Here is a 25,892-nt window from a genome sequence, read left to right on the forward strand (position 1 = left end):
GGAACACGGCAGGGCCCCCGCCCCGCACTCGCGGGACGGGGGCCTTGCCGCGGCCGCGCCCGTGGGGGCGCGGCCGGATGCCTCAGTGGCTGTGGCCGTGGCCGCCGTGGCCCGCGTCGGCCTCCTCCTCGGCCGGCTTCTCGACGACCAGGGTCTCGGTCGTGAGCAGCAGGGAGGCGATGGAGGCGGCGTTCTCGAGCGCGGAACGGGTCACCTTGACCGGGTCGATGACGCCGGCCTTGACCAGGTCGCCGTACTCGCCGGTCGCGGCGTTGAAGCCGTTGCCCTTCTCCAGCTCCGCCACCTTGGAGGTGATGACGTAGCCCTCCAGGCCGGCGTTCTCGGCGATCCAGCGCAGCGGCTCGACGGCGGCGCGGCGGACGACGGCGACACCGGTGGCCTCGTCGCCCTCCTTGCCGAGGTTGCCGTCCAGCACCTTGACGGCGTGGACGAGCGCGGAGCCACCACCGGAGACGATGCCCTCCTCGACCGCGGCGCGGGTCGCGGAGATGGCGTCCTCCAGACGGTGCTTCTTCTCCTTCAGCTCCACCTCGGTGGCGGCGCCGACCTTGATCACGCACACGCCGCCGGCCAGCTTCGCGAGGCGCTCCTGGAGCTTCTCGCGGTCCCAGTCGGAGTCCGTGCTCTCGATCTCGGCCTTGATCTGGTTGACACGGCCGGCCACGTCGGCCGACTCACCGCCGCCGTCGACGATCGTGGTGTCGTCCTTGGTGACGGTGACGCGGCGGGCGGTGCCCAGCACGTCCAGACCGGCCTGGTCGAGCTTGAGGCCGACCTCCTCGGCGATGACGGTGGCACCGGTGAGGGTGGCCATGTCGCCGAGCATCGCCTTGCGGCGGTCGCCGAAGCCGGGGGCCTTGACGGCCACCGCGTTGAAGGTGCCGCGGATCTTGTTGACCACCAGGGTCGACAGGGCCTCGCCCTCGACGTCCTCGGCGATGATCAGCAGCGGCTTGGAGGCGCCGGCCTGGATGACCTTCTCCAGCAGCGGCAGCAGGTCCTGGATGGAGGAGATCTTGCCCTGGTGGATCAGGATGTACGGGTCGTCGAGGACGGCCTCCATGCGCTCCTGGTCGGTCACCATGTACGGCGACAGGTAGCCCTTGTCGAAGGCCATGCCCTCGGTGAAGTCCAGCTCCAGACCGAAGGTGTTGGACTCCTCGACGGTGATGACACCGTCCTTGCCGACCTTGTCCATCGCCTCGGCGATGAGCTCGCCGACCTGCTGGTCCTGCGCGGAGAGCGCGGCGACGGCGGCGATGTCGGACTTCTCGTCGATCGGGCGCGCGGTCGCCAGCAGTTCGTCGGAGACGGCCTTGACGGCGGCGTCGATGCCCTTCTTCAGGGCGGCCGGGGAGGCGCCGGCGGCGACGTTGCGCAGACCCTCGCGGACCAGGGCCTGGGCCAGCACGGTGGCGGTGGTGGTGCCGTCACCCGCGATGTCGTTGGTCTTGGTCGCCACCTCCTTCACCAGCTGGGCGCCGAGGTTCTCGTACGGGTCCTCGACCTCGACCTCGCGGGCGATGGTCACACCGTCGTTGGTGATGGTGGGAGCGCCGAACTTCTTGTCGATGACGACGTTGCGGCCGCGGGGGCCGATCGTCACCTTGACGGTGTCGGCAAGCTTGTTGACGCCGCGCTCAAGGGCGCGACGGGCGTCCTCGTCGAACTTCAGGATCTTCGCCATGGAGCTTTCTCAAGTCCTCTCGAAACGAGCCGCGCCCCTCGCCGCCCGGCAATCAGCGGGGTGACCAGGGGCGCGGTTCGAAAGCAAATCGGTGAATTACTTCTCGACGATCGCGAGCACGTCGCGAGCCGAGAGGACGAGGTACTCCTCGCCGCTGTACTTCACTTCGGTGCCGCCGTACTTGCTGTAGAGCACGACATCGCCGACGTTCACGTCGAGCGGAAGACGCTCGCCGTTCTCGAAGCGGCCCGGGCCCACGGCCAGGACGACGCCCTCCTGGGGCTTCTCCTTGGCGGTGTCCGGAATAACCAGGCCAGAGGCCGTGGTCTGCTCGGCGTCGAGCGGCTGGACCACAATGCGGTCCTCGAGCGGCTTGATGGCAACCTTGGAGCTGGCGGTCGTCACGATCCGACCTCCCCCTTCGGAGATCTCACGGGGTCAATTGATCTGAGGTGGCGACCAGGTGGATCCGTCGTCGCGGGTGCCGGACCTGCCCGTCGCTGTGTTGGCACTCTCCAGTGGTGAGTGCCAGGAGCGAGACTATGACTGCGATTAGCACTCGGTCAAGCGGAGTGCCAATACAGCCCTCCGCGGCGCGGCGCGGAGGGCTGTATCGGTGTCGCGCCCCTGACCCGGGCGCGCGGTTCAGACGTAGTCCTCCAGCTTGGCCACGGCGTACCCCTTGTCGGTGACCGTCCGCATGACCTGGCGGATCATGTCGGGCATCGAGCCCTTCCAGGCCCCCTTGCCGCGGAAGTGGGTGAGGATGATGTCGCCCGGGTGCAGGTCCCGGTCCCACTCGCGCCACTCCATGCGGTCCGGGAACGCCTCGGCCGCCCACAGCGGCACCGCCTCGACGCCGCAGGACTTGGCGACCCGCAGCGTGTCGCCGTTGTAGTTGCCGTACGGCGGGCGGAACAGGCGCGGCCGGGTGCCGTAGCGCTTCTGGAGCTTCTCCTGCTGGCCGCAGATCTCGCGCTTCTGCTGCGCGTACGACAGGCCCGGCAGATAGCGGTGGTTGAGGGTGTGGTTGTGCAGCGCCACCCCGCTGTCGCGCATCTTCTCGAAGTAGGCGTAGTCGTCGTTGATGACGTAGTCGCTGAGGAAGGCGCTGTACGGGATCCGGAGCTCGGACAGCATCCGCAGCAGTTCCGGGTCCTTCTCCGCGCCGTCGTCGATCGTCAGGAAGACGATCTTCTCCTTGGTGGGGACGGTGGTGAAGACGGGCGGCAGACCCGCGCCGCCGGTGACCTCGAAGCCCTTGCGGGTGGTGATGCGCGGTTTGGCGGCGGGGGGCGGGGGCGCGGCGAGCGGGGTCTTGGCCAGGCCCCACTTCTTCGCCGCGACCGCGCGGGCCGCCTGGGCGCGGCGCACCTTCTCGGCCTGCACGGCCAGGGCACCGGCCGCCCCTTCCTCCTCGGCGGCCCGGCGCTCCTCCTCGGCCCTGGTGCCGGCCGCGGGGGTCGCGGCCGGGTCCGTCCCGCGCGTCTCGGCGGCGCAGCCCGCGCCCAGGGCGGCGACGACGAACGCCGCGAGGGCCGCTCGCACACGAAAAGTCATCAGCTTTCCCTTTTGTCGTACTAGTTGCATGGCGTCGCATCCTGTCAGCGGACCGTCCCCGTGCCCGGCCGACACCGCCCGCGGGGGCCGACCGTCCCCCGGGCGGCGGACAGGGGGCGGGCGCGGGGCGGGCGGAGGGAGGGTGATGGGCGGGGCCGGGCCGGGTGGGCGGGGGCTCGGACCGGTGCGCGGCCCGGGCCCGGGCCGGTGCGCGGGCGGGGGCCGGGCCGGTGCGCGGGCGGGGGCCGGGGGCCGGGGACTCCCGGTGGACAATGGGCCGGTGAACGACCTCGACCCGCTCGACCCGCAGGACCCGCTCGCCGCCCTCGCCGCCCTGCGCACCGGGCAGGGGGCCGACCTGCTCGCCTCCCTCGCCGACCACGACCCCGCCGAGGAGCTGGCCCTCGCCACCCGGCTGCGCCGTGACCACCCGGCCGCGCTCGTCTCGGCGGCCCTCGGACAGGCCAGGCTCCGGCAGCGGGCCGCCGCGAAGTTCGGCGCCGAGGACGCGGGGCGGATGTTCTTCACCCCGAACGGCGTCGAGCAGTCCACCCGCCGCGCGGTCGCGGAGCACCGGGCCCGCCGGTTCGCCGCGCTCGGGGTGCGCAGCGTCGCCGACCTCTGCGGCGGCATCGGCGGCGACGCGCTCGCCCTGGCCCGCGCCGGCATCCGGGTCCTCGCCGTGGACCGCGACCCGCTCACCGCGGCGACCGCCCGCGCCAACGCGGAGGCTCTGGGGCTCGCCGGCCTGATCGAGGTCCGCTGCGGCGACGTGGCGGACGTCGACACCTCCGGGTACGACGCCGTCTTCGTGGACCCGGCCCGGCGCGGCGGGCGGGGCCGGATCTTCGACCCGGAGGCGTACTCCCCGCCCCTGTCCTGGGCCGTCGAGGCGGCCCGCGCCCGCCCGCACGCCGCCCTCAAGGTCGCCCCCGGCATCCCCCACGAGGCCGTGCCCGAGGACGCCGAGGCGGAGTGGATCTCGGACGGGGGCGACGTGAAGGAGGCCGTCCTCTGGTTCGGCACCGCCCCGGGCGCGGTCCGGGCGACCCTCCTCCCGGGCCCGCACACCCTCCTCGGCCGGGGCCTGCCGGACCCTGCGGTGCGCGAGGTGGGCCGCTACCTCTACGAGCCGGACGGCGCGGTCATCCGCGCCCACCTCGTCGCCGAGGCGGCCGAGGACCTCTCCGGCGGCCTGATCGACGCCACCATCGCCTACATCACCTCCGACGAACTGCGCCCGACGCCGTATGCGACCGCGTACGAGATCACCGACGTCCTGCCGTTCGGCGTGAAGCGCCTGAAGACCCTGCTCCGGGAGCGCGAGGTGGGCACCCTGACGGTGAAGAAGCGCGGCTCCGCCGTCGAACCGGAGGAACTCCGCCGCAGGATGAAGCCCCAGGGCCCGAACGCGGCCACCGTCTTCCTGACCCGCACGGACGGCGCCCCGTCGATGCTGCTGGGCCGGCCGGTACGGCCCGGAGGAAGGTGAGCGCGGTGGCCCTGCACCCCGAGGGCGTCTTCACCGGCGGCCCGCTCTTCCAGCTGGTCGCCGTGGTGTGCCGGGACGGTGAGCCGCCGGAACGGGAGGTCGCGCGTCTGCGGCGGGTGCTGGGGGCGGCGTACTGGGAGGAACCGTGGCGCGCGGTGCTGCAGCCCCTGGCGTCCCAGGCCGACTACCTGGCGGTCACGTTCTCCGAGGAGTTCTTCGCGGGCTGCCCCGAGTACGCCCGCCGGGCCTGGCTCGGGGCGGCGGGGCAGCTGAGCGTCCCCGGGTTCCTGGGGGAACTCGCCGGGCTGCTGCGGGCGTCGGACCGGGCGGGGCCCGCCGGGTACGACACCGTGCCGCTGGCCAGGTGGGAAGCGGTGGCACGGTTCCCGCTGCTGCGGAGCCTGGACACCTGGGCGTACGACGGCGAGCACGACTCCTTCGAGGCGGCCCTGCGGGCCCGGATCGACGGGGAGCACCCGTGCTGCGACGAGGAGTTGGTGCCCTTCGTGGCGCAGGCGCAGACGGCCCTGCACCTGTGCGCCGCGTCCTCGCACTTCAGGGAGCGGTTCCTGTCCTTCGACGAAAGCGTGACGCCTCGGGCTCTGCGGGTCGTCGTGGACATGGGAAACGCCCATCTGGCAGCCCACCACCGGTGACCGGACGAAGGGGCGCGCGGGGAAGGCCGCGGGCTACCCGTGGCCCGGGCCCGGGAGCGAGACGTCCACCGACTCGAAGCGCCAGCGGTGCACCGGGCGGGTGACCGCGCCCGCGGCCGGTTCCGGGAGTTCGGGGAGGTCCGCGGTCGGGTCCGGGGTCTCCCACCAGGTGATGACGAGGACCCGGTCGCCGCCCGCGCGGAAGGTCTCGCGGCGCAGGGGCTCCCGGGCCAGGACCTGGGCCCGCGCCCACTCCAGGAGTTCGGCGCCGCGGCCCTCGGTGGCGCGGGCCTCCCACATCAGGGCGACGACGCTCACGGGTACAGGTTCTCCTTGCTGAGTTCGTGCAGATGGTCGTGATCGTGGTCGTGGCCATGTGTGTGGCCCCCATGTGCGTCCGACCCATGTGCCGCCGCACCATGTGCGCCGGGCACATGGGGGTCGGTCACCGGGAGGGAGGAGTCGGCCGACAGCTCCCAGTCCGAGGCCGGCCGGTTCCGGGCCACCATCTCCGCACCCAGCGCGGCGACCATCGCCCCGTTGTCCGTGCACAGCTTCGGACGCGGCACCCGCAGCCGGATGCCCGCCCGCTCGCACCGCTCCTGGGCCAGCGCGCGCAGCCGGGAGTTGGCCGCGACCCCGCCGCCGATCATCAGATGGTCCACGCCCTCGTCCTTGCATGCCCGGACCGCCTTGCGGGTCAGCACATCGACCACCGCCTCCTGGAAGGAGGCCGCCACGTCCCGCACCGGCACCTCCTCGCCCGCCGCCCGCTTCGCCTCGATCCAGCGCGCCACGGCGGTCTTCAGCCCGGAGAAGGAGAAGTCGTACGCCGGGTCCCGGGAACCGCTCAGGCCGCGCGGGAAGGCGATCGCCTCCGGGTCGCCCTCCTTCGCCAGCCGGTCGATCACCGGCCCGCCCGGGAAGCCCAGGTCGAGCACGCGTGCGATCTTGTCGAACGCCTCCCCCGCCGCGTCGTCGATCGTCGCGCCCATGGGCCGCACATCGGCCGTGATGTCCGGCGCGAGCAGCAGCGAGGAGTGCCCGCCGGACACCAGCAGGGCCATCGTCGGCTCCGGCAGCGGCCCGTGCTCCAGCTGGTCCACGCAGATGTGCGAGGCCAGGTGGTTCACCCCGTACAGCGGCTTGCCCAGGGCGTACGCGTACGCCTTCGCCGCCGAGACGCCGACCAGCAGCGCGCCCGCGAGGCCCGGTCCGGCGGTGACGGCGATGCCGTCCAGGTCGCGCGCCGAGACGCCGGCCTCGGCGAGGGCGCGCTCGATGGTGGGGACCATGGCCTCCAGGTGGGCGCGGGAGGCGATCTCGGGCACGACGCCGCCGTACCGCGCGTGCGTGTCCACGCTGGAGGCGATGGCGTCGGCGAGCAGGGTGGTGCCTCGGACGACACCGACCCCGGTCTCGTCGCAGGAGGTCTCGATACCGAGTACGAGCGGTTCGTCAGCCATGGGAGGGGTTCTCTGTTCCTTGGACGGTCAGGCGCATCACGAGGGCGTCGATGTTGCCGGGCTGGTAGTAGCCGCGGCGGAATCCGATCGGCACGAAGCCGAAGCGCTCGTACAGCTTCTGCGCCCTGGTGTTGTCCACGCGCACTTCGAGGAAGACCTCGTCGCACTCGAAGGCGGTGGCGTGCTGGAGGAGGTCGGTGAGCAGCCGGGCGCCGAGCCCGGTGCCCCACTGGCTCTTGTCGACGGCGATGGTCTGCACGTCCCCGAGCCCGCCGGCCGCGGCGAGGCCCGCGTAGCCGACCAGGGCGCCGTCCAGTTCGGCGACGACATAGCGGCGGGTGGCCCCGGCACCCCGGGCGTGGGCGAGTTCGGACCAGAACATCCCCTCCGACCAGGCGTCCTCGGGGAACAGGGCGTATTCCAGCTCCAGCACCGGCCCGATGTCCCACCAGCGCATCTCCCGCAGGACGGCCGTGTTCACCGGGGGGTGACCACCTTGTAGTTCTTCGGCACCTGGGCGTCGGGGCGGCGCAGGTACAGCGGGAGCGGGTCCAGGAAGCCGTCCCCGGAGCCGCCGTCCCCGCCCGCCGCCAGGCGTTCGGCGGCCAGGGAGGCGAGGGCCGCCGCGCTGACGTGCTCGGGCCCGCGCGCGTCCGGGAAGGTCTCCGGGTACAGCAGCGCGCCCGCGCCGACCGCGGGCTGCCCCGCGACCTGCTCGGCGATGTCGGCGGGCCGGTCCACGGCGGCGTCGGTGAGGCGGGTGCGGGCGTCGGCGTACCGGGCCCAGTAGACCTCCTTGCGCCGCGCGTCCGTCGCCACCGTGAAGGGCTCCTCCAGACCGGAGGCGTACGCGAGGCCGTCGAGGGTGCAGACGCCGTGGACGGGGACACCCAGGGCGGACGCGAAGGTCGTCGCGGTCACCAGCCCCACGCGCAGCCCGGTGTACGGCCCCGGGCCGACGCCGACCACGATCCCGGTGACGGCGTCGAGCTTCGTCCCGGCCTCGCCGAGCACCCGGTCGACGGCGGGAAGCAGCAGCTCACCGTGTCTGCGGGCGTCCACGCGGGTGGACTCGGCGACGACGGAGGAGCCGTCGTGCAGGGCGGCGGTGACGGCGGCGGTGGCGGTATCCATGGCGAGCAAGAGCACGCGAACAGCCTACGGCTCCCGGGGAGCGGGCACGGTGCCCGCTCGAACACGACGGCTGCTGCTACCGTCACCACGATCGGGATGTGCGGGCGAAAGGCGGGACACGGTGGCACGGAGCAGCTCGGGACTCGTGGCCGGGCTCACGGCGGCGGCGCTGGCCGTCGTCGGGTTCCTCGCGTACCAGGCGCAGGCCAACGTCCCCGACAGCCTCGACGCGTCGAAGCGCCCGCAGGCGGTCCCGTCCGCGAAGGCCTCGGGCGGGCCCGAGGAGAAGGCGAAGGACCCGCTGGCCGTGCCGGCCGACTCCGGGACCGGTGAGCGGGTCGTGTACCGGCTCGGCGACCGCCGCGTCTGGCTGGTCGGCGAGGAGGGCAAGCCGCGGACCTTCGAGGTGATGCCCTCGACGGTGAACCCGCGGCCCGGGTCCTACGCGGTCACCTCGCGCTCGGGCAAGGTCGCCGGTTCGGACGGGGTGCCGATCGAGCACGTCGTGCGCTTCGCGGTGGTCGACCGGGTGGCGATCGGGTTCAGCGCCGCCGTGGACGGCTCGATGGCCGGCCCGGACCCGTCGAAGAAGACGGGCGGCGTCCGGATGACGCGGGCGGACGGGGACGCGATGTGGAAGTTCGCGACGATCGGCTCGAAGGTCGTCGTCGTCCCGTAAGTCGTCGTCCCGCAACTGAGTCGTCGTCCCGCAACGCGCCTCGGGAATCACGGTCCGGGCGGTCCGCGGGCTCCCGCTCAGGCGGCGTCGCGGTGGTCGTGTGCCGTCTCCCGGGGCGCGGCGGTGCGGGGCAGCTCGCGCGGCGGGGTGGAGACGGCGCTCGCCGCGGCGCAGGACGCCAGCAGATCGCGCATGGACAGGCCGGCGGGCGGCCGGGGATCCGCCTCGGACGACGGCCGGGGGGACTGTGCTTCGCGCTCCGATGCCGGCATGGACGCCTCCTGGGCTCCTGGGGCAGGCGTGGTGAGGTATACCTAACCAAGTCTTGCCCCCATGTCATCACGCAGAAGGCCACCCGCGCAACAATTTCCCGACACCTTGTCGGAACGCACGGCGCGGGTGGGGCACGGCGGGCCGGAGCGGGGCTCGGAAACGGGTGGAGCGGCGGCGGGAGCGGGTGCCGGTGCAGGTCCGGCGGTGCAGCGGGCCCGGATCAGGCCGTGGGGGCGTCCGGGGCGGTGAGGCCGGCCAGGTCCGCGTCCGCCCAGCGCGGCCCGTACCCGTGCAGGGTCACCTCGCGGCGGTCGTCGTCGGTGTCGCCCGAGGTGCGGTGGATCAGGACGTGGAGGCGGTCCTCCGAGAGGTCCTCCACCTTGCCGTCGCCCCACTCCACGACCACCACGGACTCGGGCAGCGAGACGTCGAGATCGAGGTCCTCCATCTCGTCGAGCCCGCCGCCCAGGCGGTACGCGTCGACGTGGACCAGTGCCGGCCCGGCGGCCAGCGGCGGGTGCACCCGGGCGATGACGAAGGTCGGCGAGGTGACCGCGCCCCGCACCCCGAGCCCCTCCCCCAGGCCGCGGGTGAGCGTCGTCTTGCCCGCGCCCAGTTCGCCCGTGAGCATCACCAGGTCCCCGGGACGCAGGCGCTCCGCCAGCGCGCGCCCCAGGACCCGCATCCGCTCCGGGGAGTCGACCGTGACGCGGACGGAACGGACCTCGACGGGGGACGCGGACGACGCCTCGCCCCGGTCGGCGGGGGATGCGGCGGCCGGGTCAGCCGCCGGGCTGTGCAGTGCTTCCATAGCTGCCAACGTTAGCCGCTGCCGGCACCGCGCCCGCCCGCACCAGCAGGTCCGCCAGCCGGTCCGTGACGGCCTCCGGGTGCTCCAGCATGACCAGATGGCCGCCGTCCGGGACGACGACCAGCTCCGCGTCGGGCAGCCGGTCGGCGATGGCCTCGCTGTGCGTACTGGGCGTGACCAGGTCCTTGTCGCCCGCGAGGACGAGGACCGGGCCGCCGGCGAACACGTCCAGCGCCTCGGACTTGTCGTGCTCGGTGAAGGCCGGGTAGAACTCGGCGACCACGTCGATCGGGGTGGACTCGATCATGCGCTCCGCGAAGCGGGCGACGGCCGGGTCCACGTCCCTGGACGAGAACGAGTACCGCTTGATCAGCCCGGCGAACAGGTCGGCGGTGGCCCGGCGGCCCCGCTCGACCAGCTCGGCCTGGGAGCCGAGGGCCTTCAGCACACCCGGCAGGACCCGGCGCACGGCGTTGACGCCCGCGACCGGCAGCCCGTAGTTGACCTCGCCGAGGCGGCCGGCCGAGGTGCCGACGAAGGCCGCGGCGACCACCCGGTCCCGCACCAGCTCGGGGAAGTGCGCGGCGAGCGCCATCATCGTCATACCGCCCATGGAGTGCCCGACGAGGACCAGTGGGCCCTCGGGGGCGGCGGCGTCGATCACGGCCTTCAGGTCCCGGCCGAGCTGGTCGATGGAGACCGGCACCGCGCCGGGGCCGGACTGGGCCGTGCCGCGGGCCGAGCGGCCGTGGCTGCGCTGGTCCCAGTGGACGGTCCGCACGAGTCCGCGCAGGGCGGCCCGCTGGAAGTGCCAGGAGTCCTGGCTCAGGCAGTAGCCGTGGCTGAACACGACGGTGACGGGCGCGGGCGCCTTGCGGCCGAAGAGGCGCCGGCGCCGGGGCGCGGCCGCCTCCGGGTCGACGTCGTCGACCTCGTAGTAGAGGACCGTGCCGTCGTCGGCGACCGCGCGGCCGGGGACACCGCGCAGGGAGCCGTAGGGTCCCGTCGCGTCGAGGGCGAGGCGGGCCTTCTTGCGCATGCCGCGGCCGACGGTGAGGCGTTCGATCGCGACGCCCGCCGCGGCGCCGGCGGCGATCACGCCTATCGCGGCTCCGGCGACGCCCGCGCGGCGCCAACTGCCCGCCGCCGCGACCGCCGCGGCGGCCTCGGCGACGTCCCCCGTGCTGGTCTCGCTCACCGTGCCTCTCCTGTTCGTCTCGTCGACGCGTCGTGCGTGGCGGTCCGGGTGCTGGTCCGGGTCCGGGTGCCGGGCTGGGGGTCGGGCTGGGTCGGGGTCCGTCAGCGGGCGGTGGCCCCCGCCGGGGCGGGGCCCGTTTCCGCGTCCGCTTCCGGGACGGACTCGGGGTCCGGGTCCGTCTCCGGGTCCGGGTCGAGGTGGACGCGGGGCACCCGGGAGCCGATGCGGGTGACGATCTCGTACCCGATCGTGCCCGCCGCCCGCGCCCAGTCCTCCGCGGTCGGTTCGCCCCGGTCGCCCGGGCCGAAGAGCAGCACCTCGCTGCCCTCGTCGACCGTCTGCCCACCGAGATCCACGACGAACTGGTCCATCGCCACCCGCCCGGCGACCCGTCGCCACTCGCCGCCTACCAGGACCGGGCCGGTGCCGGAGGCGTGGCGCGGGATGCCGTCCGCGTAGCCGAGCGGGACCAGGCCGAGGGTCGTCTCGCGCCCGGTGACGTAGTGGTGGCCGTAGCTGACCCCGTGGCCCGCCGGGACGTGCTTGACCAGCGCCAGGGAGGCGGCGAGCGTCATCACCGGGCGCAGGCCGAGTTCGGCGGGCGTGCCGAGTTCGGGGGCGGGTGAGACGCCGTAGACGGCGATGCCCGTGCGGACCAGGTCGAAGTGGGACTCCGGAAGGGTGAGGGTCGCCGGGGAGTTGGCGATATGGCGCACCTCGGGGTCGATCCCGGCCTTCTCGGCGTGGTCCAGCAGGTCGCGGAAGACGTGGAGCTGGGCGGCGATCGAGGGGTGGCCCGGCTCGTCGGCGCACGCGAAGTGGGACCAGAGGCCGGTGACCTTGATCAGGCCCTCGGCCTCGGCGGCTCGGGCGGCGGCGACCAGGGCAGGCCAGTCGGCGGGGGCGCAGCCGCTGCGGCCGAGGCCGGTGTCGGCCTTGAGCTGGACGCGGGCGGGGCGGCCGGCCTCCCGGGCGGCGGCCGTGACCTCGGTGAGGGCCCACATGGCGCTCACCGACATGTCGAGGTCCGCCTCGATGCCGGCGCGCCAGGGGTCGCCGGGTGTCCACAGCCAGCACATGATCCGGCCGCCGATGCCCGCGGCGCGCAGGGCGAGCGCCTCGTGCGGGGTGGCGGTGCCCAGCCAGCCGGCGCCGGCCGCGAGGGCGGCGCGGGCGCAGGGGACCATGCCGTGGCCGTAGGCGTCGGACTTGACGACGGCCATCAGCGCGGCGCGCGGGGCGCGAGCGCGCAGCGCGCGGACGTTGGCGCGCAGCGCGCCGAGATCGACCTCGGCGCGGGCTCTCGGCGGTGCGGGCTGCGGTGGCGGTGTCTGGCTCATCCCGCCCAGTCTCTCAGAGCCCCCCGCCCGGCTCCGTACGCCCGGCGGCCACCTGCGTCACCCCGTCGCCGGGGGGCCGCGTCGCCCGGGGCACGGGGAGCGCCCGCGCCCCCGGGCGACACGCGGGGGCGGGTGGGTTTGCCGGGCCCCGGCCACGGTCGGGACCGGGTACCCGCGGGGCCGGGCGTGGCGCGTGGCCGGGAGCGCGGGACCGGCAGGTGGGGGGCCGCCACCTGGGGCGGGGCCACATGGGCCCGGGTCATATGGGCTCGGGTCACATGGGCCCGGATCACATGGATGCCGCCCGGCAGGGGTGTGTCCCCGGTCGACACGGCGGGCCCACACATGTGCGCCCGCCATACGGCGGCCGGGACCGGCCCGCCCGGGGGATCAGGTCAGGGACGCGGGCGGGGCGGCCACCGCGTGGATGTCGTGCCAGGCGGTCGGGAGGGTTTCGGCGACCTCGAATGCCGTGAGGGGGACGCCCCGCGTGGCCGCGAGGCGGGCGGCGAGGCCGTGGAGGTACGCGGCGACGGAGCCGGCGTCGCGGGCGCCCAGGCCCGTCGCGAGGAGGGAGCCCGCGAGGCCGGAGAGGACGTCGCCACTGCCCGCCGTGGCCAGCCACGGGGTGCCCATCGGGTTGACGCGCACCGGGGAGCGCCCGTCGGGGGCGGCCACCAGGGTGGTGGACCCCTTCAGCAGGACCGTCGCGCCGTACCGGGCCGCCAGTTCGCGGACGGACGCCAGGCGGGCCGCCTCGACCTCCTCGCGGGCGGTCCCGAGCAGGGCCGCGGCCTCCCCGGCGTGCGGGGTCAGCAGGGTGGGCGCGGTCCGGTCCCGTACCTCGGCCGCCTCCAGCAGGCGCAGGCCGTCCGCGTCGACCAGGACCGGCACGTCCGAGGCGAGCACCTCGCGCACCGCGTCCCGGTTCTCGCCGATGCCCGGGCCGACGACCCAGGACTGGACCCGGCCCGCCTCGCTCGGCCGGCCCACGCTGACCAGGCATTCCGGGAAGCGCGCGATCACCGCGTCGGCGCCCGGCCCCACGTACCGGACGGCCCCCGCGCCGCCGCGCAGCGCCCCCGCGACGGCCAGCACCGCCGCCCCGGGGTACCGGGCTGACCCGGCGACGACCCCGACGACCCCGCGCCGGTACTTGTCGCTCTCGGCGGCGGGCAGCGGCAGCAGCCGGGCCACGTCCAGGTGCTGGAGGGCCTCCAGTTCGGGTACGGAGGGCAGGTCGTCCTCGATCCCGATGGGAGCCAGGCGGACGGTCCCGGTCAGCTCCCGCGCCGGGTCGACGAGGAGCCCCGCCTTGTACGCCCCGAAGGTCACCGTCAGATCGGCGCGCAGGGCCTCGCCCCGCACCTCGCCCGTGTCCGCCTCGATACCGCTCGGCAGGTCGACGGCGACCACGACGGCGTCCGAGCCCCGGGCGGCCCGGGCGACGGGGACGGCGTCCGGGCGGAGTCCGCCGTGGCCGCCGATGCCGGTGATCCCGTCCAGGACGAGATCGGCCCGGGCCAGGGGCTCGAACGGGTCGTCGGCGACCGTCCCGCCGGCGGTACGGAGGGCGTCGAGCCCGGCCCGGTGCGCGCGGCCTGGGGACAGCAGCACGGCCGTCACCCCGGCTCCGCGCCGGGCGAGGCGGGCGCCCGCGAACAGGGCGTCTCCGCCGTTGTCGCCGCTGCCGACCAGCAGGACCACCCGGGCGCCGTACACCCGCCCCAGCAGCCCCGCGCAGGCGGCGGCCAGCCCGGCGGCGGCGCGCTGCATCAGCGCCCCGTCGGGCAGCCGCGCCATGAGCTGGGCCTCGGCGTGACGGACGGCTTCGACGGTGTACGCGGTACGCATGCCCCGAGTCTGCCCCACCGGCCGCTGCCCCGCCCGGACGCGCGGCGCGGGCAAGTCGCGCCCCGGCGAACCGAGTTGCCCCGGCCGGCAACGGCGAGCGCGCCGGGGCGCGGGCGCGCCGCACATGTGCCGGCCCTACATGGACCGGTCCCACATGTGCGCGCACCACACGGACGGACCGCACACGTGCCGGCCCCACACGGACCGGGCCAACATGGACCGGGGCCAACACATGGAGCCGCCCCACACGGGCCGCCACACCGTGTGCCCGCACCACACAGGTCGTCGCCACACGGCCGCCGGCCACCCGTGCTCACCCCTCCGCGATCACCACCGCCGACGCCACCCCCGCGTCATGGCTGAGGGAGACATGCCAGGAGCGCACCCCCAGCTCCGCCGCCCGGGCCGCGACCGTGCCGCTGACGCGCAGGCGCGGGCGGCCGGAGCCCTCGACGTACACCTCCGCGTCCGTCCAGAGCAGTCCGGCCGGCGCGCCCAGCGCCTTCGCGAGCGCCTCCTTCGCGGCGAAGCGCGCCGCGAGGGAGGCGTACCCCCGGCGTTCGCCGCTCGGGAGGAGGAGTTCGTGCTCCACGAACAGCCGCCGCGCCATGGCCGGTGTGCGCTCCATCGACGCGGCGAAGCGGTCGACCTCCGCCACGTCGATCCCCACCCCGATGATCACCGGCCGGGCCCTCCCGCCCCGCCCGCGATCCGCCGCCCCGGGCTCACCGGGCTCACCGGGCTCACTCCACCGTCACCGACTTCGCCAGGTTGCGCGGCTGGTCCACCTCGTTGCCCCGGGCGGTCGCCAGCTCGCAGGCGAAGACCTGGAGCGGGACGGTCGCGACCATCGGCTGGAGCAGGGTGGGCGTCGCCGGGATGCGGACCAGGTGGTCCGCGTACGGCACGACCGCCTCGTCCCCCTCTTCCGCGATGACGATCGTCCGGGCGCCCCGGGCCCTGATCTCCTGGATGTTGGAGACGATCTTGTCGTGCAGGACCGAGCGCCCGCGCGGCGAGGGCACCACCACCACGACCGGCAGGTCCTCCTCGATGAGCGCGATCGGCCCGTGCTTCAGCTCGCCCGCGGCGAAGCCCTCCGCGTGCATGTACGCCAGCTCCTTGAGCTTGAGCGCACCCTCCAGGGCCACCGGGTGCCCGACGTGCCGGCCGAGGAAGAGGACGGTGTTCTTGTGCGCCAGCGAGCGCGCCAGCTCCCGCACCGGCTCCATCGTCTCCAGCACCCGCTCCACCTGACCGGAGATGCCCGCCAGGTCCCGGATGACGTCCCGGATCTCGTCGCCCCACTTGGTGCCGCGCACCTGGCCCAGGTAGAGCGCGACCAGGTAGCAGGCCACGACCTGGGTGAGGAACGCCTTGGTGGAGGCGACCGCGACCTCCGGGCCGGCGTGGGTGTAGAGCACGGCGTCGGACTCGCGCGGGATGGTCGACCCGTTGGTGTTGCAGATGGCCAGCACATGCGCGCCCTGCTCCCGCGCGTGGCGCAGCGCCATCAGCGTGTCCATCGTCTCGCCGGACTGCGAGATCGCGACGACCAGGGTCCTGCGGTCCAGGATCGGGTCCCGGTAGCGGAACTCGCTCGCCAGCTCGACCTCGCAGGGGAGGCGGGTCCAGTGCTCGATGGCGTACTTGGCGATCAGACCGGCGTGGAACGCGGTGCCGCAGGCCACCACGACGACCTTGGTCGCCTCGCGCAGCACGTGCGCCGGGATGCGGACCTCGTCGAGGCTCAGCACACCCGAGGCGTCGATCCGGCCGAGGAGGGTGTCGGCGACCGCCTTGGGCTGCTCGGCGATCTCCTTGAGCATGAAGTAGTCGTAGCCGCCCTTCTCGGCGGCGGAGGCGTCCCAGTCGACGTGGTACGAACGCACCTCGGCGGGCGCGCCGTCGAAGCCGGTGACCGTCACGCCGTCGCGGCGGAGTTCCACCACCTGGTCCTGGCCCAGCTCGATCGCGGACCGGGTGTGCGCGATGAAGGCGGCCACGTCCGAGGCGAGGAAGGACTCCCCCTCGCCGACGCCGACCACCAGGGGCGAGTTCCGGCGGGCGCCGACGACCACGTCCGGCTCGTCCGCGTGCACGGCGACCAGGGTGAACGCGCCCTCCAGCTGCCGGCACACCATGCGCATCGACTCGGCGAGGTCGCCGGAGGAGGAGAACGCCTCGGCGAGGAGGTGCGCGACGACCTCGGTGTCCGTCTCGGACGCCAGGTCGTGGCCGCGCTCCGCGAGGTCGGCGCGCAGCGCGGCGAAGTTCTCGATGATCCCGTTGTGGACGACCGCCACCCGGCCCGCGTTGTCGAGATGGGGGTGGGCGTTGGCGTCGGTGGGGCCGCCGTGGGTGGCCCACCGGGTGTGCCCGATGCCCGTGGAGCCGCTCGGCAACGGCCGCTCCACCAGCTCCTTCTCCAGATTGACGAGTTTGCCGGCCTTCTTCGCCGCGGCGAGCCCGCCGTCCGCGAGGACCGCGACCCCGGCCGAGTCGTACCCGCGGTACTCCAGCCGCTTCAGCCCGGCGATGACCACTTCGAGCGCCGACTGTCCGCCGACGTAACCCACGATTCCGCACATGGCGGCAGCCTAAGGGGCGCTCGCGCCGGGCACCGCCCGGTCCGGGGTGCGTCGGCCGGGCGCGGCCCGCCCCGGGGCCGGTCCGGCCGCCGGGGTGCGCGCGCCGCGGGGCGGGGTTCTCCTGGAAACGGACCGGGTCCTGCGGGGCGGGCCCGCCACCCCGAGAGCGCCAGGAACGCGAGGACCGCGATGAAGCGCAAGCCCAGGAAGACCACGGCGGCGGCGACGCCGAGGACCATGACCGCGACCCGGCAGGTCCGGCTCTCCCCCGCGGAGCGCGCCGCGCGCGGGCGGGCGGCGCGGAACCGGGCACCACGCTCCTCGCACGCCGACTTCGCCCCCACCCGGCACCGGCCCGACCCCGTCGACGTGATCGAGAAGCAGTCGGCGACCCGGGTGCCGGACCTGGTACCGCTGCGCTACGGCCGGATGTCCGAGACGCCGTTCCGCTTCTTCCGGGGCGCCGCCGCGATCATGGCCGGCGACCTGGCCGCCACCGCCGACTCCGGCCTGCGCGCCCAGCTCTGCGGTGACGCGCACATGCTCAACTTCCGCCTGCTGGCCTCCCCCGAGCGCCGGCTCCTCTTCGACATCAACGACTTCGACGAGACCCTGCCCGGCCCCTGGGAGTGGGACGTCAAACGCCTCGCCGCCAGCCTGGTCATCGCCGGGCGGGAGAACGGCTTCTCCACCGTCCAGCGCCGCAGGATCGTCCGCGCCACCGTGCGCTCCTACCGCGAGCACATGCGCCGCTTCGCCGGGATGCGCCTGCTGGACGTCTGGTACACACGGGCCGACGCGGACCAGCTCGCGAGCGTCGCCTCGGGGCGGCTGCACACCCGGGGGCGCAAGGAGCTGGAGCGCTCCCTCGCCACGGCCCGCCGCCACGACAACCTCCAGGCGTTCGCCAAGCTGACCTCCGTGATCGACGGGGAGCGCCGGATCACGCCCGATCCGCCCGTGGTCACCCCGCTCACCGACCTGCTGCCCGATGTGGAGGAGGGCGTGCTGCGCCGGCGGATCACCGATCTGCTGCTCGGCTACCGGGCCAGCCTGCCGACCGACCGGCAGCATCTGCTCTCCCAGTTCACCCCGGTCGACGTGGCCCGCAAGGTGGTGGGCGTGGGCAGTGTGGGCACCCGCTGCTGGATCGTGCTGCTGCTGGGCCGGGACGACGAGGACCCGCTCTTCATCCAGGCCAAGGAGGCGGGCGTCTCCGTGCTCGCCCCGCACCTGGGGAGGTCCGAGTACGCCACCGAGGGCGAGCGCGTGGTCGCGGGCCAGCGGCTGATGCAGGCGGCCAGTGACATCTTCCTCGGCTGGCAGCGGGCCGAGGGCATCGACGGCGGCACCCGGGACTTCTATCTGCGCCAGCTGCGGGACTGGAAGTTCGTGGTGGACGCCTCCCGGATGGCCCCGCGCGGGATGCGGGTCTTCGGCGAGCTGTGCGGCTGGACGCTGGCCCGCGCCCACGCGCGCTCGGGCGACCGCATCGCGATCGCCGCCTATCTCGGCGGGAGCGATGTCTTCGACCGGGCGCTGACGGAGTTCGCCGAGCGCTACGCGGACCAGAACGAGCGGGACCACCGGGCCCTGCTCGACGCGATCGCCACCGGCCGGGTCCCCGCCCGCACCGAGTGACCCGGCCCGCCCCGCACCCGGCCACCCGCCCCGGTCACGTCCGCAGGCCCGCGCCCGGCCACCAGACCCGGTCCCCGCCGGCTCCGCTCACGCCTTCGCCCGGTACGCCCGCATCGCCAGCGGGCAGAACACCGCGGCGATACCCACGGCCCACACCAGCGACCACAGCACCGGCTCCGCCACCGCGCCGCCGCCCAGCAGCCCGCGGTAGGCGTCCGAGAGATGGGTCACCGGGTTCACGTCGCTCCACGCCTGGAGCCAGCCGGGCATGGTGTCCACGACGACGAAGGCACTGCTGGTGAACGTGATCGGGAAGATCAGGGTGAACGCGAACGCCTGGACCTTCTCCGCGTCCCCCGCGAGCATCCCGATCAGGACCGCGGCCCAGGAGACCGCCGCCGCGAACACCACCAGCAGCACCGCGCCGAGCAGGAAGCCGCCGATCCCGCCGGTGATCCGGAAGCCCATGATCAGACCGAGGCCGATCATCAGCAGCATCGCCCATATGTGCTTGGTGAGGTCGGCCGTGATCCGCCCGATCAGCGGGGCCGAGCGGGCGATGGGCAGGCTGCGCAGCCGGTCGAAGACGCCCTTGGTCAGGTCGGTGTTGAGCGCCATCGCCGTGTAGGTGGTCATGAACAGGGTGTTCTGCACGATGATGCCGGGCAGGGCGTACTGCAGATAGGCGTCGGTGGAGCCCGCCATCTGCCCGCCCAGCACATAGGTGAAGAGCAGCACGAACATGATCGGTGTGACGCTGTAGTCGACCAGCTCCAGCGGGTTGTGCTTCACCGCCACCAGGCTGCGCCACGCCATGGTCAGCGTCTGCCGCGCCCAGGTCAGGGGCCCGGCCCGGCCGGAGCCCGCCACGGGTGCGGTGGGAGTGGCCGTCACGGCGGTCATACCGAACTCACCGCCTTCGCCGCCCCGCTCTCGCCCCGGGACCGGGACCCGTCTCCCGCGCCGGAGCCGTCGCCGTCGGGCCCGTCGGAACCGTCCCCGTCGGCGCCGTCCTCGCGTGGTTCGGCCCGGTGGCCGGTGAGGGCGAGGAAGACCTCGTCCAGTGAGGAGCGCCGCAGGGCCAGCTCGCCCACCGCGATGCCCTCCCGGTCCAGGCCACGGACCACCGCGGGCATCAGCTCGGGGTCGTTGACGGGCGCGGTGACGGCGTCGCCCTCGATCCGGGTGCCCGGCCCGGCGGCCCGGCCGACCAGCGCGTGCACCGCGCCCAGGTCGGCCGGGGCGAGCGGGCGGACCTCCAGGACCTGGCCGCCGGCCTCGGACTTGAGCTGGTCGGGCGTGCCCTCGGCGATGACCCGGCCCTTGTCCACGACGACGATGTCGTCCGCGAGGACGTCCGCCTCGTTGAGGTACTGGGTGGTGAGCAGGGCCGTCGCCCCGTCGGCGACCAGGCCGCGCAGCATCTCCCACAGCTCGCCCCGGCTGTGCGGGTCGAGTCCGGTGGTCGGTTCGTCCAGGAAGAGGATGCTGGGGCGCCCCACCAGGCTGGCGGCGAGGTCCAGCCGGCGGCGCATACCGCCGGAGTAGGTCTTCGCGGCGCGGCCGGCGGCGTCGGAGAGCTGGAAGCGGTCGAGCAGCTCCCTCGCCCGCGCCCGGGCGTCGGGCCGGGACAGGCCGAGGAGGCGGCCTATCAGGAGCAGGTTCTCCGTGCCGGTGAGGTTCTCGTCGACCGCGGCGTACTGGCCGGTCAGGCCGATGAGGGAGCGGACGGCGCGGGCCTCGCGGACGACGTCGTGGCCGGCGACCAGCGCCCGCCCGGCGTCGGGCTCGATCAGGGTGGCGAAGATCCGCACCGCCGTGGTCTTCCCGGCGCCGTTGGGGCCGAGGAGGCCCAGCACCGAGCCGGTGCGGGCCGCCAGGTCGACCCCGGCCAGGGCCTCCGTCTCCTTGAACCGCTTGACCAGGCCCTCCGCCTGGATGGCGTACGTCATGGGACACCTCTTGCGACTTCCTGCGACTCTCTCGGCCGACTTCGCGGGTATCGCGGGCGCCGCGGTTCGGCACCCACTCCTTCCACAACTGTGACCCACGCCACTGACATTCCGCTGTGAAGCGGACCAACCGTCCGGTCGCCCGGTCCGGCGTGGCGTGACCGACCCCACCCCCCACGGGCACCGCCCACCCCCGACAATGGGCCGTGTGATCTCTTCGCCGCCACGGAGCGCCCACCGCCGGGCCGAGCACCCGTCGACGCCCTATGTCGACCTCACCCGCGCGGAGTGGAGCGCGCTGCGGGAGAAGACACCGCTGCCGCTCACGGCGGAGGAGGTCGAGCAGCTCCGCGGCCTCGGTGACGTGATCGACCTCGACGAGGTGCGCGACGTCTATCTGCCGCTCTCCCGGCTGCTCAACCTCTATGTGCAGGCCACCGCCGGGCTGCGCGGCGCGCTCAACACCTTCCTCGGCGACGCGGGCGGCGGCCACGGCGCCCAGCAGGGCACACCGTTCGTCATAGGGGTCGCCGGGTCGGTCGCCGTGGGCAAGTCCACCGTGGCCCGGCTCCTCCAGGCGCTGCTGGCCCGCTGGCCCGAGCACCCCCGGGTCGAGCTGGTCACCACCGACGGCTTCCTGCTGCCGATGAAGGAGCTCCAGGCCCGCGGGCTGATGTCCCGCAAGGGTTTCCCGGAGTCCTACGACCGCCGGGCGCTGACCCGGTTCGTCGCGGACATCAAGGCGGGCAAGGACGAGGTCACCGCGCCGGTCTACTCGCACCTGATCTACGACATCGTCCCCGACGAGCGCCTGACCGTGCGCCGCCCGGACATCCTGATCGTGGAGGGGCTGAACGTCCTCCAGCCGGCCCTGCCCGGCCAGGACGGCCGCACCCGTGTCGGTCTCGCCGACTACTTCGACTTCAGCGTCTATGTGGACGCCCGCACCGAGGACATCGAGACCTGGTACCTGAACCGCTTCCGCAAGCTGCGGGAGACCGCGTTCCAGAACCCGTTCTCGTACTTCCGCAAGTACACCCAGGTCTCCGAGGAGGAGGCGCTGGACTACGCCCGCACCATGTGGCGGACGATCAACCGCCCCAACCTCCTGGAGAACGTGGCCCCCACCCGCGGCCGCGCCACCCTGGTCCTGCGCAAGGGCCCGGACCACAAGGTGCAGCGGCTCTCCCTGCGCAAGCTGTGAGCCCGGGCTCCCGAAGGCCACGCGGATACCGGGTCAGCCTGCCCGTCGGCGGCTCCCCAGTGTGTCCTGCAGCCAGTCGAACATCACTTCGCAGTGCTGCTGGGGTGCCATCGGTGAGCAGTGGAGCTGCGCCCCCGTGGCGGCGGTCAGTCTGACGTACTTCTTGGGGACGCGCAGGAGTTCGTACATCTCGCGCGGCTGGCCGGGGTAGAACTGCTCGTCCTCGTAGTCGAGCACCAGGGTCGGGGCCTTGATCCGGCGGACGACACCACGGATGTCCAGGGCCACGATCCGCCGCGCGGGAGTCCAGAAGTCGGTGAACATCCGTCCCCGGCGGGCGGCGCGCATCGCCTCGACCGAGAAGGGCTCGAATCGCTTCTTGAGCTGGTACTGCTCGGACGGGCTCAGCTCGGGCACGACCTCCTCGTTCCAGATCCGGTTGGTCTCCTCCCGGTCCGGGGTGAGGATGTCCCGGATCTCCTGGGGGAACCCCAGCCACGGGGAGATGCATCCGGGCATCGCGGCCAGTGCGGCGACACGGTGGTCGAAGGCGGCGGCGCGGGGGGCCAGGTTGCCCGCCATGGACAGACCGGTCAGCGCGATCCGACGGCTGTCGACGTCGTGGCGGGCCTGCAGCCAGTCGATCAGAGGGGCGACCACCCGCTCCCACCGCGGGGTGAAGACCACCTCGTCGACGAAGAGGAGCTGTCCCTGTCCGGGGCCGTCGTAGACGAGCGCGTTCCAGCCCCGTTCGAGGGCGGCCATGACCCCGTAGGTCCACATGTCGAGGTTCTGCCCGTCGCTGCCGTTGGTGAGGATCACGGTCGGCCGCGGCTTGCCCGAGGTGTCGGGCCGGAAGAACCACACGGGCAGGGGCGTCCTGCCGTACGGGACCCGGTCCGTGATCGCGGCGGGCTCGCAGAGCCGGGCGAAGGTGTCCCAGTTGCGGCGGCCGTCGCGGTAGAGCCGCTCCTCGTCGCCGGGGGTGGTGGAGCCCAGGACGAAGAACAGCGCCTGGGCGTAGTACTGCGCGGCGCGCAGCGACCGGAAGCGGTCGGTCTGCGGGTGGCCGGTCCGGGCGGCGACGAGCCGGTCGCCCCATGCGCGGAACTCGGCGGTGTACGTGTTCTCGTTCGCCCCGGCCGCGTTGATCGCGTTGACCGCGGTGAGCACTTCTCCGACCTCGGCTGCCTTGGCACCCGCGCCACCCAGGGCGAGCAGGGCGCCGAAGTTGAGCCCCGGGTCGGCGAACAACTGCATGACACCGGGGGTCGGCGAGTCGGCGGGAGCCCGGACGGCGGCGGCACCGGGAGCGGCGGAGGCGGCCGACGCGCCTGCGATGCCGACGGCTCCGGCGGCGCCCGCGACGAGTCCGGCGAGCGCGGTCCGGCGGCTGGGCGCGGCAGGGGCGGTGGGAAGGGGGGCGGGGTTCATGGATGGGTCCATGAACCCCGAACCTAGGGGCGCGCCGAGTGCCCGAGGCGGCGCCACTCCAAGCGCCGCGGGCCCGTCCCTCCGGATGGAGGCCCGCCCGGCACCCGACCGGACCCGCGGGCACCGGCCAGGTCGGGGCGTCGGAGCGCCCCCGGGCCCGCCCGGGCCCCGCAACCGGTACGCCTCAGCCCAGCGCGGACTTCACCGCGTCGGCCAGCCGGCCCGCGACCGTGCGCGCCTGCTCGATGTCGGCGGCCTCGACCATGACCCGCACCAGGGGCTCGGTGCCCGAGGGGCGCAGCAGCACCCGGCCCGTGGCGCCCAGCTCCCGCTCGGCCTCGACCACCGCGTGGGACAGCTCGCCCGAGGTCGCCACCCGGGCCTTGTCCACGTCCCGGACGTTGACCAGGACCTGCGGCAGACGCTCCATCACCTTCACCAGCTCGGCGAGCGGGCGGCCGGTGGCCGCGACCCGGGCCGCGAGCATCAGGCCCGTGAGGGTGCCGTCGCCGGTGGTCGCGTGGTCGAGGACGATGACGTGCCCGGACTGCTCGCCGCCGAGGGCGAAGCCGTGTTCCTTCATCGACTCCAGGACGTAGCGGTCGCCGACGGCGGTCTGCACCAGCCGGACGCCCTCCCGCTCCATGGCCAGCTTGAAGCCCAGGTTGGACATCACGGTGGCCACCACGGTGTCCCCGCGCAGGGTGCCCGCCTCGCGCATCGCCAGCGCGAGGACGGCCAGGATCTGGTCGCCGTCGACCTCCTCGCCCGCCGCGTCCACGGCCAGGCAGCGGTCGGCGTCGCCGTCGTGCGCGATGCCCAGGTGCGCCCCGTGTTCCACGACCGCCGCGCGCAGCAGGTCCAGGTGGGTCGAGCCGCAGCCGTCGTTGATGTTGAGCCCGTCGGGCTCCGCGCCGATGGTCACGACCTCGGCCCCGGCCCGCGCGAACGCCTCCGGCGAGACCCGGGAGGCCGCGCCGTGCGCCTCGTCCAGGACGATCTTCAGGCCGTCGAGGCGGTTCGGCAGGACGGCGACGAGGTGGGCGACGTACTTGTCGAAGCCCTCGTCGTACTCCTTCACCCGGCCCACGCCCGCGCCGGTCGGCCGGTCCCAGGGCTCACCGGTGCGGTGCTGCTCGTAGCGCTGCTCGATGCGGTCCTCCAGCTCGTCGGCGAGCTTGTGGCCGCCGCGGGCGAAGAACTTGATGCCGTTGTCCGGCATGGCGTTGTGGCTCGCGGAGAGCATCACACCGAGGTCGGCGCCGAGGGCGCCGGTGAGGTACGCCACGGCGGGCGTCGGCAGCACCCCGACGCGCAGCACGTCCACGCCGGCGCTGGCGAGGCCGGCCACGACGGCGGCCTCCAGGAACTCTCCGGAGGCGCGGGGGTCGCGGCCCACCACCGCGGTCGGGCGATGGCCCGCGAAGGACCCCGCCTCCGCGAGCACATGCGCCGCCGCGACCGACAGGCCGAGCGCGAGCTCGGCCGTGAGGTCGGCGTTGGCCACGCCGCGTACCCCGTCCGTACCGAAGAGTCGTCCCACTGTGTCCTCCGAGAAACTGAGTGCTCGAACCTTTGTTATACGCCCGAGGTCGTCGAGTCGGCCGTCGCAGGGTGGGTGAACCGGGGCGGCGGCCGGGCGGTAAGACGAACGCCCCGGCGGCACCGAGTGCCGCCGGGGCGTACGAAGAGCCAGCCTGCGATTTAGCGCTTGCTGTACTGCGGGGCCTTACGGGCCTTCTTGAGACCGGCCTTCTTGCGCTCGACCGCACGGTCGTCGCGGGAGAGGAAGCCGGCCTTCTTCAGGGCGCCGCGGTTGTTGTCCACGTCGGCCTCGTTGAGGGCGCGGGCCACACCGAGGCGCAGGGCGCCGGCCTGGCCGGAGACGCCGCCACCCGCGATGCGGGCGATGACGTCGTAGCGGTTGTCGAGCTCGAGCACCTTGAAGGGCTCGTTGACTTCCTGCTGGTGCACCTTGTTCGGGAAGTAGTCCTCAAGGGTGCGACCGTTGATCTTCCACTTGCCGGAGCCCGGAACGATCCGGACACGGGCGATGGCGTTCTTGCGGCGGCCCAGGCCGGCGGCCGGCTGCGGGTCGCCGAAGCGGGAGGCGTCGGACGCCAGGGACTCGGAGGTGTACTCACCCTCGACCGGAACCTCGGTCTCGGTGGTGTACTGCTCGACGTCAACCTCTTCGAGCGGGGTCTCGGCGGTGGTCTCAGCCACGATTCTCCTCAGATTCTTTTCGTCTTAGGGGGTGGCCGGACTTACTGCGCGACCTGGGTGATCTCGAACGGAACCGGCTGCTGCGCAGCGTGCGGGTGGTTCTCGCCCGCGTAGACCTTCAGCTTCGAGAGCATCTGACGGCCCAGGGAGTTCTTCGGGAGCATGCCCTTGACGGCCTTCTCCACGGCCTTCTCGGGGTTCTTGTCCAGCAGCTCGTCGTAGCGGACGGAGCGCAGACCACCCGGGTAGCCGGAGTGGCGGTACGCCATCTTCTGGGTCCGCTTGTTGCCGGACAGGTGCACCTTGTCCGCGTTGACGATGATGACGAAGTCACCGGTGTCAACGTGCGGCGCGTAGATCGGCTTGTGCTTGCCCCGGAGAAGGGTTGCGGCGGTGGTCGCCAGACGGCCCAGGACGATGTCCTGCGCGTCGATGATGTGCCACTGGCGCGTCACATCGCCGGGCTTGGGGCTGTACGTACGCACGGTCGTAGCCTTCGCTTCTTCAGTGATGGGGATCCTGCGCGACCGCGAGGCCGCCCAGGACGGGGTCCTGACAAGGCCACCCGGACGACATGCCAGCCCTGACCGCACTTCGGTGACGCAAACCGCGTGCTGGTCGCTGAGAGTCGGCCCGGTGGACCGGCGTAAGGGCCCCTCACGTGAGATAGAGC

General features: G+C 73.7%; 25 protein-coding genes. 5 read left to right on the forward strand and 20 right to left on the reverse strand.

Going from position 1 to position 25,892, the window contains the following annotated elements:
• Positions 1 to 82 precede the first annotated feature (82 nt).
• The 3 genes from groL to ABZ457_RS04000 all read right to left on the reverse strand — a co-directional run bounded on the left by groL (position 83) and on the right by ABZ457_RS04000 (position 3,268).
• A complete protein-coding gene (gene groL / locus ABZ457_RS03990) occupies positions 83 to 1,708 on the reverse strand; it encodes a chaperonin GroEL (protein ID WP_359153609.1) in 1,626 nt (541 codons plus the stop codon).
• A gap of 96 nt (positions 1,709 to 1,804) precedes the next feature.
• A complete protein-coding gene (gene groES / locus ABZ457_RS03995) occupies positions 1,805 to 2,113 on the reverse strand; it encodes a co-chaperone GroES (protein WP_147987721.1) in 309 nt (102 codons plus the stop codon).
• 240 nt (positions 2,114 to 2,353) lie between these two features.
• Positions 2,354 to 3,268: a polysaccharide deacetylase family protein gene (locus ABZ457_RS04000; RefSeq protein WP_359153612.1), complete on the reverse strand. Its 915-nt coding sequence runs from the start codon at positions 3,266 to 3,268 to the stop codon at positions 2,354 to 2,356.
• A gap of 280 nt (positions 3,269 to 3,548) precedes the next feature.
• Here ABZ457_RS04000 and ABZ457_RS04005 point away from each other — a divergent pair, with 280 nt between their 5' ends.
• Both ABZ457_RS04005 and ABZ457_RS04010 read left to right on the forward strand, forming a co-directional pair.
• On the forward strand, positions 3,549 to 4,760 hold the full coding sequence (locus ABZ457_RS04005; protein WP_359153614.1) for an SAM-dependent methyltransferase: 1,212 nt from the start codon (positions 3,549 to 3,551) through the stop codon (positions 4,758 to 4,760).
• Positions 4,761 to 4,765: 5 nt separating this feature from the next.
• The gene (locus ABZ457_RS04010; RefSeq protein WP_359153616.1) at positions 4,766 to 5,416 is read left to right on the forward strand and encodes a hypothetical protein; all 651 of its coding nucleotides are present in this window, start codon (positions 4,766 to 4,768) and stop codon (positions 5,414 to 5,416) included.
• A gap of 33 nt (positions 5,417 to 5,449) precedes the next feature.
• Here the strand turns inward: ABZ457_RS04010 and ABZ457_RS04015 are convergent, their stop codons facing one another.
• From ABZ457_RS04015 to tsaB, 4 genes are read right to left on the reverse strand one after another with little or no spacing between them, the layout of a single operon-like run.
• Positions 5,450 to 5,734, reverse strand: coding sequence for a hypothetical protein (locus ABZ457_RS04015; RefSeq protein ID WP_359153618.1), 285 nt, complete (start codon positions 5,732 to 5,734; stop codon positions 5,450 to 5,452).
• On the reverse strand, positions 5,731 to 6,882 hold the full coding sequence (gene tsaD, locus ABZ457_RS04020; protein WP_359153621.1) for a tRNA (adenosine(37)-N6)-threonylcarbamoyltransferase complex transferase subunit TsaD: 1,152 nt from the start codon (positions 6,880 to 6,882) through the stop codon (positions 5,731 to 5,733). Before tsaD ends, ABZ457_RS04015 begins: the two co-directional genes overlap by 4 nt.
• The gene (gene rimI / locus ABZ457_RS04025) at positions 6,875 to 7,339 is read right to left on the reverse strand and encodes a ribosomal protein S18-alanine N-acetyltransferase (protein ID WP_359153776.1); all 465 of its coding nucleotides are present in this window, start codon (positions 7,337 to 7,339) and stop codon (positions 6,875 to 6,877) included. The genes tsaD and rimI overlap by 8 nt, the downstream gene beginning before the upstream one ends.
• A gap of 20 nt (positions 7,340 to 7,359) precedes the next feature.
• On the reverse strand, positions 7,360 to 8,031 hold the full coding sequence (gene tsaB, locus ABZ457_RS04030; RefSeq protein WP_359153623.1) for a tRNA (adenosine(37)-N6)-threonylcarbamoyltransferase complex dimerization subunit type 1 TsaB: 672 nt from the start codon (positions 8,029 to 8,031) through the stop codon (positions 7,360 to 7,362).
• 106 nt (positions 8,032 to 8,137) lie between these two features.
• Here tsaB and ABZ457_RS04035 point away from each other — a divergent pair, with 106 nt between their 5' ends.
• The gene (locus ABZ457_RS04035; RefSeq protein ID WP_359153625.1) at positions 8,138 to 8,695 is read left to right on the forward strand and encodes a hypothetical protein; all 558 of its coding nucleotides are present in this window, start codon (positions 8,138 to 8,140) and stop codon (positions 8,693 to 8,695) included.
• A gap of 77 nt (positions 8,696 to 8,772) precedes the next feature.
• Here the strand turns inward: ABZ457_RS04035 and ABZ457_RS04040 are convergent, their stop codons facing one another.
• From ABZ457_RS04040 to glmS, 7 genes are all read right to left on the reverse strand, one after another.
• Positions 8,773 to 8,967 carry a hypothetical protein gene (locus ABZ457_RS04040; protein ID WP_359153627.1) on the reverse strand — a complete coding sequence of 65 codons (195 nt, stop codon included), beginning with the start codon at positions 8,965 to 8,967 and terminating at the stop codon, positions 8,773 to 8,775.
• A 221-nt stretch (positions 8,968 to 9,188) separates the two neighbouring features.
• On the reverse strand, positions 9,189 to 9,779 hold the full coding sequence (gene tsaE / locus ABZ457_RS04045) for a tRNA (adenosine(37)-N6)-threonylcarbamoyltransferase complex ATPase subunit type 1 TsaE (protein ID WP_359153629.1): 591 nt from the start codon (positions 9,777 to 9,779) through the stop codon (positions 9,189 to 9,191).
• Complete coding sequence (locus ABZ457_RS04050; RefSeq protein WP_359153631.1) at positions 9,751 to 10,977, reverse strand: alpha/beta hydrolase; 1,227 nt, start codon at positions 10,975 to 10,977, stop codon at positions 9,751 to 9,753. The genes tsaE and ABZ457_RS04050 overlap by 29 nt, the downstream gene beginning before the upstream one ends.
• A gap of 101 nt (positions 10,978 to 11,078) precedes the next feature.
• On the reverse strand, positions 11,079 to 12,317 hold the full coding sequence (gene alr / locus ABZ457_RS04055) for an alanine racemase (protein ID WP_359153633.1): 1,239 nt from the start codon (positions 12,315 to 12,317) through the stop codon (positions 11,079 to 11,081).
• Between the two features lie 390 nt (positions 12,318 to 12,707).
• On the reverse strand, positions 12,708 to 14,171 hold the full coding sequence (locus ABZ457_RS04060) for an NAD(P)H-hydrate dehydratase (RefSeq protein ID WP_359153635.1): 1,464 nt from the start codon (positions 14,169 to 14,171) through the stop codon (positions 12,708 to 12,710).
• Positions 14,172 to 14,484: 313 nt separating this feature from the next.
• Entirely contained in the window at positions 14,485 to 14,853 is a 369-nt protein-coding gene (locus tag ABZ457_RS04065) for a holo-ACP synthase (protein ID WP_359153637.1), read from the reverse strand.
• 61 nt (positions 14,854 to 14,914) lie between these two features.
• Positions 14,915 to 16,762 carry a glutamine--fructose-6-phosphate transaminase (isomerizing) gene (glmS, locus tag ABZ457_RS04070; protein ID WP_359153639.1) on the reverse strand — a complete coding sequence of 616 codons (1,848 nt, stop codon included), beginning with the start codon at positions 16,760 to 16,762 and terminating at the stop codon, positions 14,915 to 14,917.
• Between the two features lie 237 nt (positions 16,763 to 16,999).
• Between glmS and ABZ457_RS04075 the strand changes: the two genes are divergently transcribed.
• On the forward strand, positions 17,000 to 18,403 hold the full coding sequence (locus ABZ457_RS04075) for a DUF2252 domain-containing protein (RefSeq protein WP_359153778.1): 1,404 nt from the start codon (positions 17,000 to 17,002) through the stop codon (positions 18,401 to 18,403).
• An 87-nt stretch (positions 18,404 to 18,490) separates the two neighbouring features.
• Here ABZ457_RS04075 and ABZ457_RS04080 read toward each other — a convergent pair whose 3' ends face one another.
• Positions 18,491 to 19,306 (reverse strand): ABC transporter permease, encoded by an 816-nt coding sequence (locus ABZ457_RS04080; RefSeq protein ID WP_359153641.1) that lies wholly within the window; start codon positions 19,304 to 19,306, stop codon positions 18,491 to 18,493.
• On the reverse strand, positions 19,303 to 20,355 hold the full coding sequence (locus tag ABZ457_RS04085; protein ID WP_359153643.1) for an ATP-binding cassette domain-containing protein: 1,053 nt from the start codon (positions 20,353 to 20,355) through the stop codon (positions 19,303 to 19,305). Before ABZ457_RS04085 ends, ABZ457_RS04080 begins: the two co-directional genes overlap by 4 nt.
• 208 nt (positions 20,356 to 20,563) lie before the next feature.
• Here ABZ457_RS04085 and coaA point away from each other — a divergent pair, with 208 nt between their 5' ends.
• Positions 20,564 to 21,559, forward strand: a complete 996-nt coding sequence (gene coaA / locus ABZ457_RS04090) for a type I pantothenate kinase (protein ID WP_359153645.1) — start codon at positions 20,564 to 20,566, stop codon at positions 21,557 to 21,559.
• 33 nt (positions 21,560 to 21,592) lie between these two features.
• Here the strand turns inward: coaA and ABZ457_RS04095 are convergent, their stop codons facing one another.
• From ABZ457_RS04095 to rplM, 4 genes are all read right to left on the reverse strand, one after another.
• A complete protein-coding gene (locus ABZ457_RS04095; protein ID WP_359153646.1) occupies positions 21,593 to 22,993 on the reverse strand; it encodes an alpha/beta hydrolase in 1,401 nt (466 codons plus the stop codon).
• Between the two features lie 184 nt (positions 22,994 to 23,177).
• Complete coding sequence (gene glmM, locus ABZ457_RS04100) at positions 23,178 to 24,536, reverse strand: phosphoglucosamine mutase (protein WP_359153648.1); 1,359 nt, start codon at positions 24,534 to 24,536, stop codon at positions 23,178 to 23,180.
• Positions 24,537 to 24,697: 161 nt separating this feature from the next.
• Positions 24,698 to 25,219, reverse strand: a complete 522-nt coding sequence (rpsI, locus tag ABZ457_RS04105; RefSeq protein WP_359153650.1) for a 30S ribosomal protein S9 — start codon at positions 25,217 to 25,219, stop codon at positions 24,698 to 24,700.
• A 41-nt stretch (positions 25,220 to 25,260) separates the two neighbouring features.
• Positions 25,261 to 25,704 carry a 50S ribosomal protein L13 gene (gene rplM, locus ABZ457_RS04110; RefSeq protein WP_359153652.1) on the reverse strand — a complete coding sequence of 148 codons (444 nt, stop codon included), beginning with the start codon at positions 25,702 to 25,704 and terminating at the stop codon, positions 25,261 to 25,263.
• Positions 25,705 to 25,892 lie beyond the last annotated feature (188 nt).

This window comes from Streptomyces sp. NPDC005805 (assembly GCF_040630445.1).
GTDB lineage: Bacteria > Actinomycetota > Actinomycetes > Streptomycetales > Streptomycetaceae > Streptomyces.

Bases quoted from the DNA above. Each gene is read 5' to 3' on its own strand.
- alr (WP_359153633.1), bottom strand. From the start codon at position 12,317: ATGAGCCAGACACCGCCACCGCAGCCCGCACCGCCGAGAGCCCGCGCC.
- ABZ457_RS04095 (WP_359153646.1), bottom strand. From the start codon at position 22,993: ATGAACCCCGCCCCCCTTCCCACCGCCCCTGCCGCGCCCAGCCGCCGG.
- ABZ457_RS04060 (WP_359153635.1), bottom strand. From the start codon at position 14,171: ATGCGTACCGCGTACACCGTCGAAGCCGTCCGTCACGCCGAGGCCCAG.
- ABZ457_RS04000 (WP_359153612.1), bottom strand. From the start codon at position 3,268: ATGACTTTTCGTGTGCGAGCGGCCCTCGCGGCGTTCGTCGTCGCCGCC.
- rimI (WP_359153776.1), bottom strand. From the start codon at position 7,339: ATGCGCTGGTGGGACATCGGGCCGGTGCTGGAGCTGGAATACGCCCTG.
- ABZ457_RS04040 (WP_359153627.1), bottom strand. From the start codon at position 8,967: ATGCCGGCATCGGAGCGCGAAGCACAGTCCCCCCGGCCGTCGTCCGAG.
- ABZ457_RS04075 (WP_359153778.1), top strand. From the start codon at position 17,000: ATGACCGCGACCCGGCAGGTCCGGCTCTCCCCCGCGGAGCGCGCCGCG.
- tsaD (WP_359153621.1), bottom strand. From the start codon at position 6,882: ATGGCTGACGAACCGCTCGTACTCGGTATCGAGACCTCCTGCGACGAG.
- ABZ457_RS04085 (WP_359153643.1), bottom strand. From the start codon at position 20,355: ATGACGTACGCCATCCAGGCGGAGGGCCTGGTCAAGCGGTTCAAGGAG.
- groL (WP_359153609.1), bottom strand. From the start codon at position 1,708: ATGGCGAAGATCCTGAAGTTCGACGAGGACGCCCGTCGCGCCCTTGAG.
- tsaE (WP_359153629.1), bottom strand. From the start codon at position 9,779: ATGGAAGCACTGCACAGCCCGGCGGCTGACCCGGCCGCCGCATCCCCC.
- ABZ457_RS04080 (WP_359153641.1), bottom strand. From the start codon at position 19,306: ATGACCGCCGTGACGGCCACTCCCACCGCACCCGTGGCGGGCTCCGGC.
- glmS (WP_359153639.1), bottom strand. From the start codon at position 16,762: ATGTGCGGAATCGTGGGTTACGTCGGCGGACAGTCGGCGCTCGAAGTG.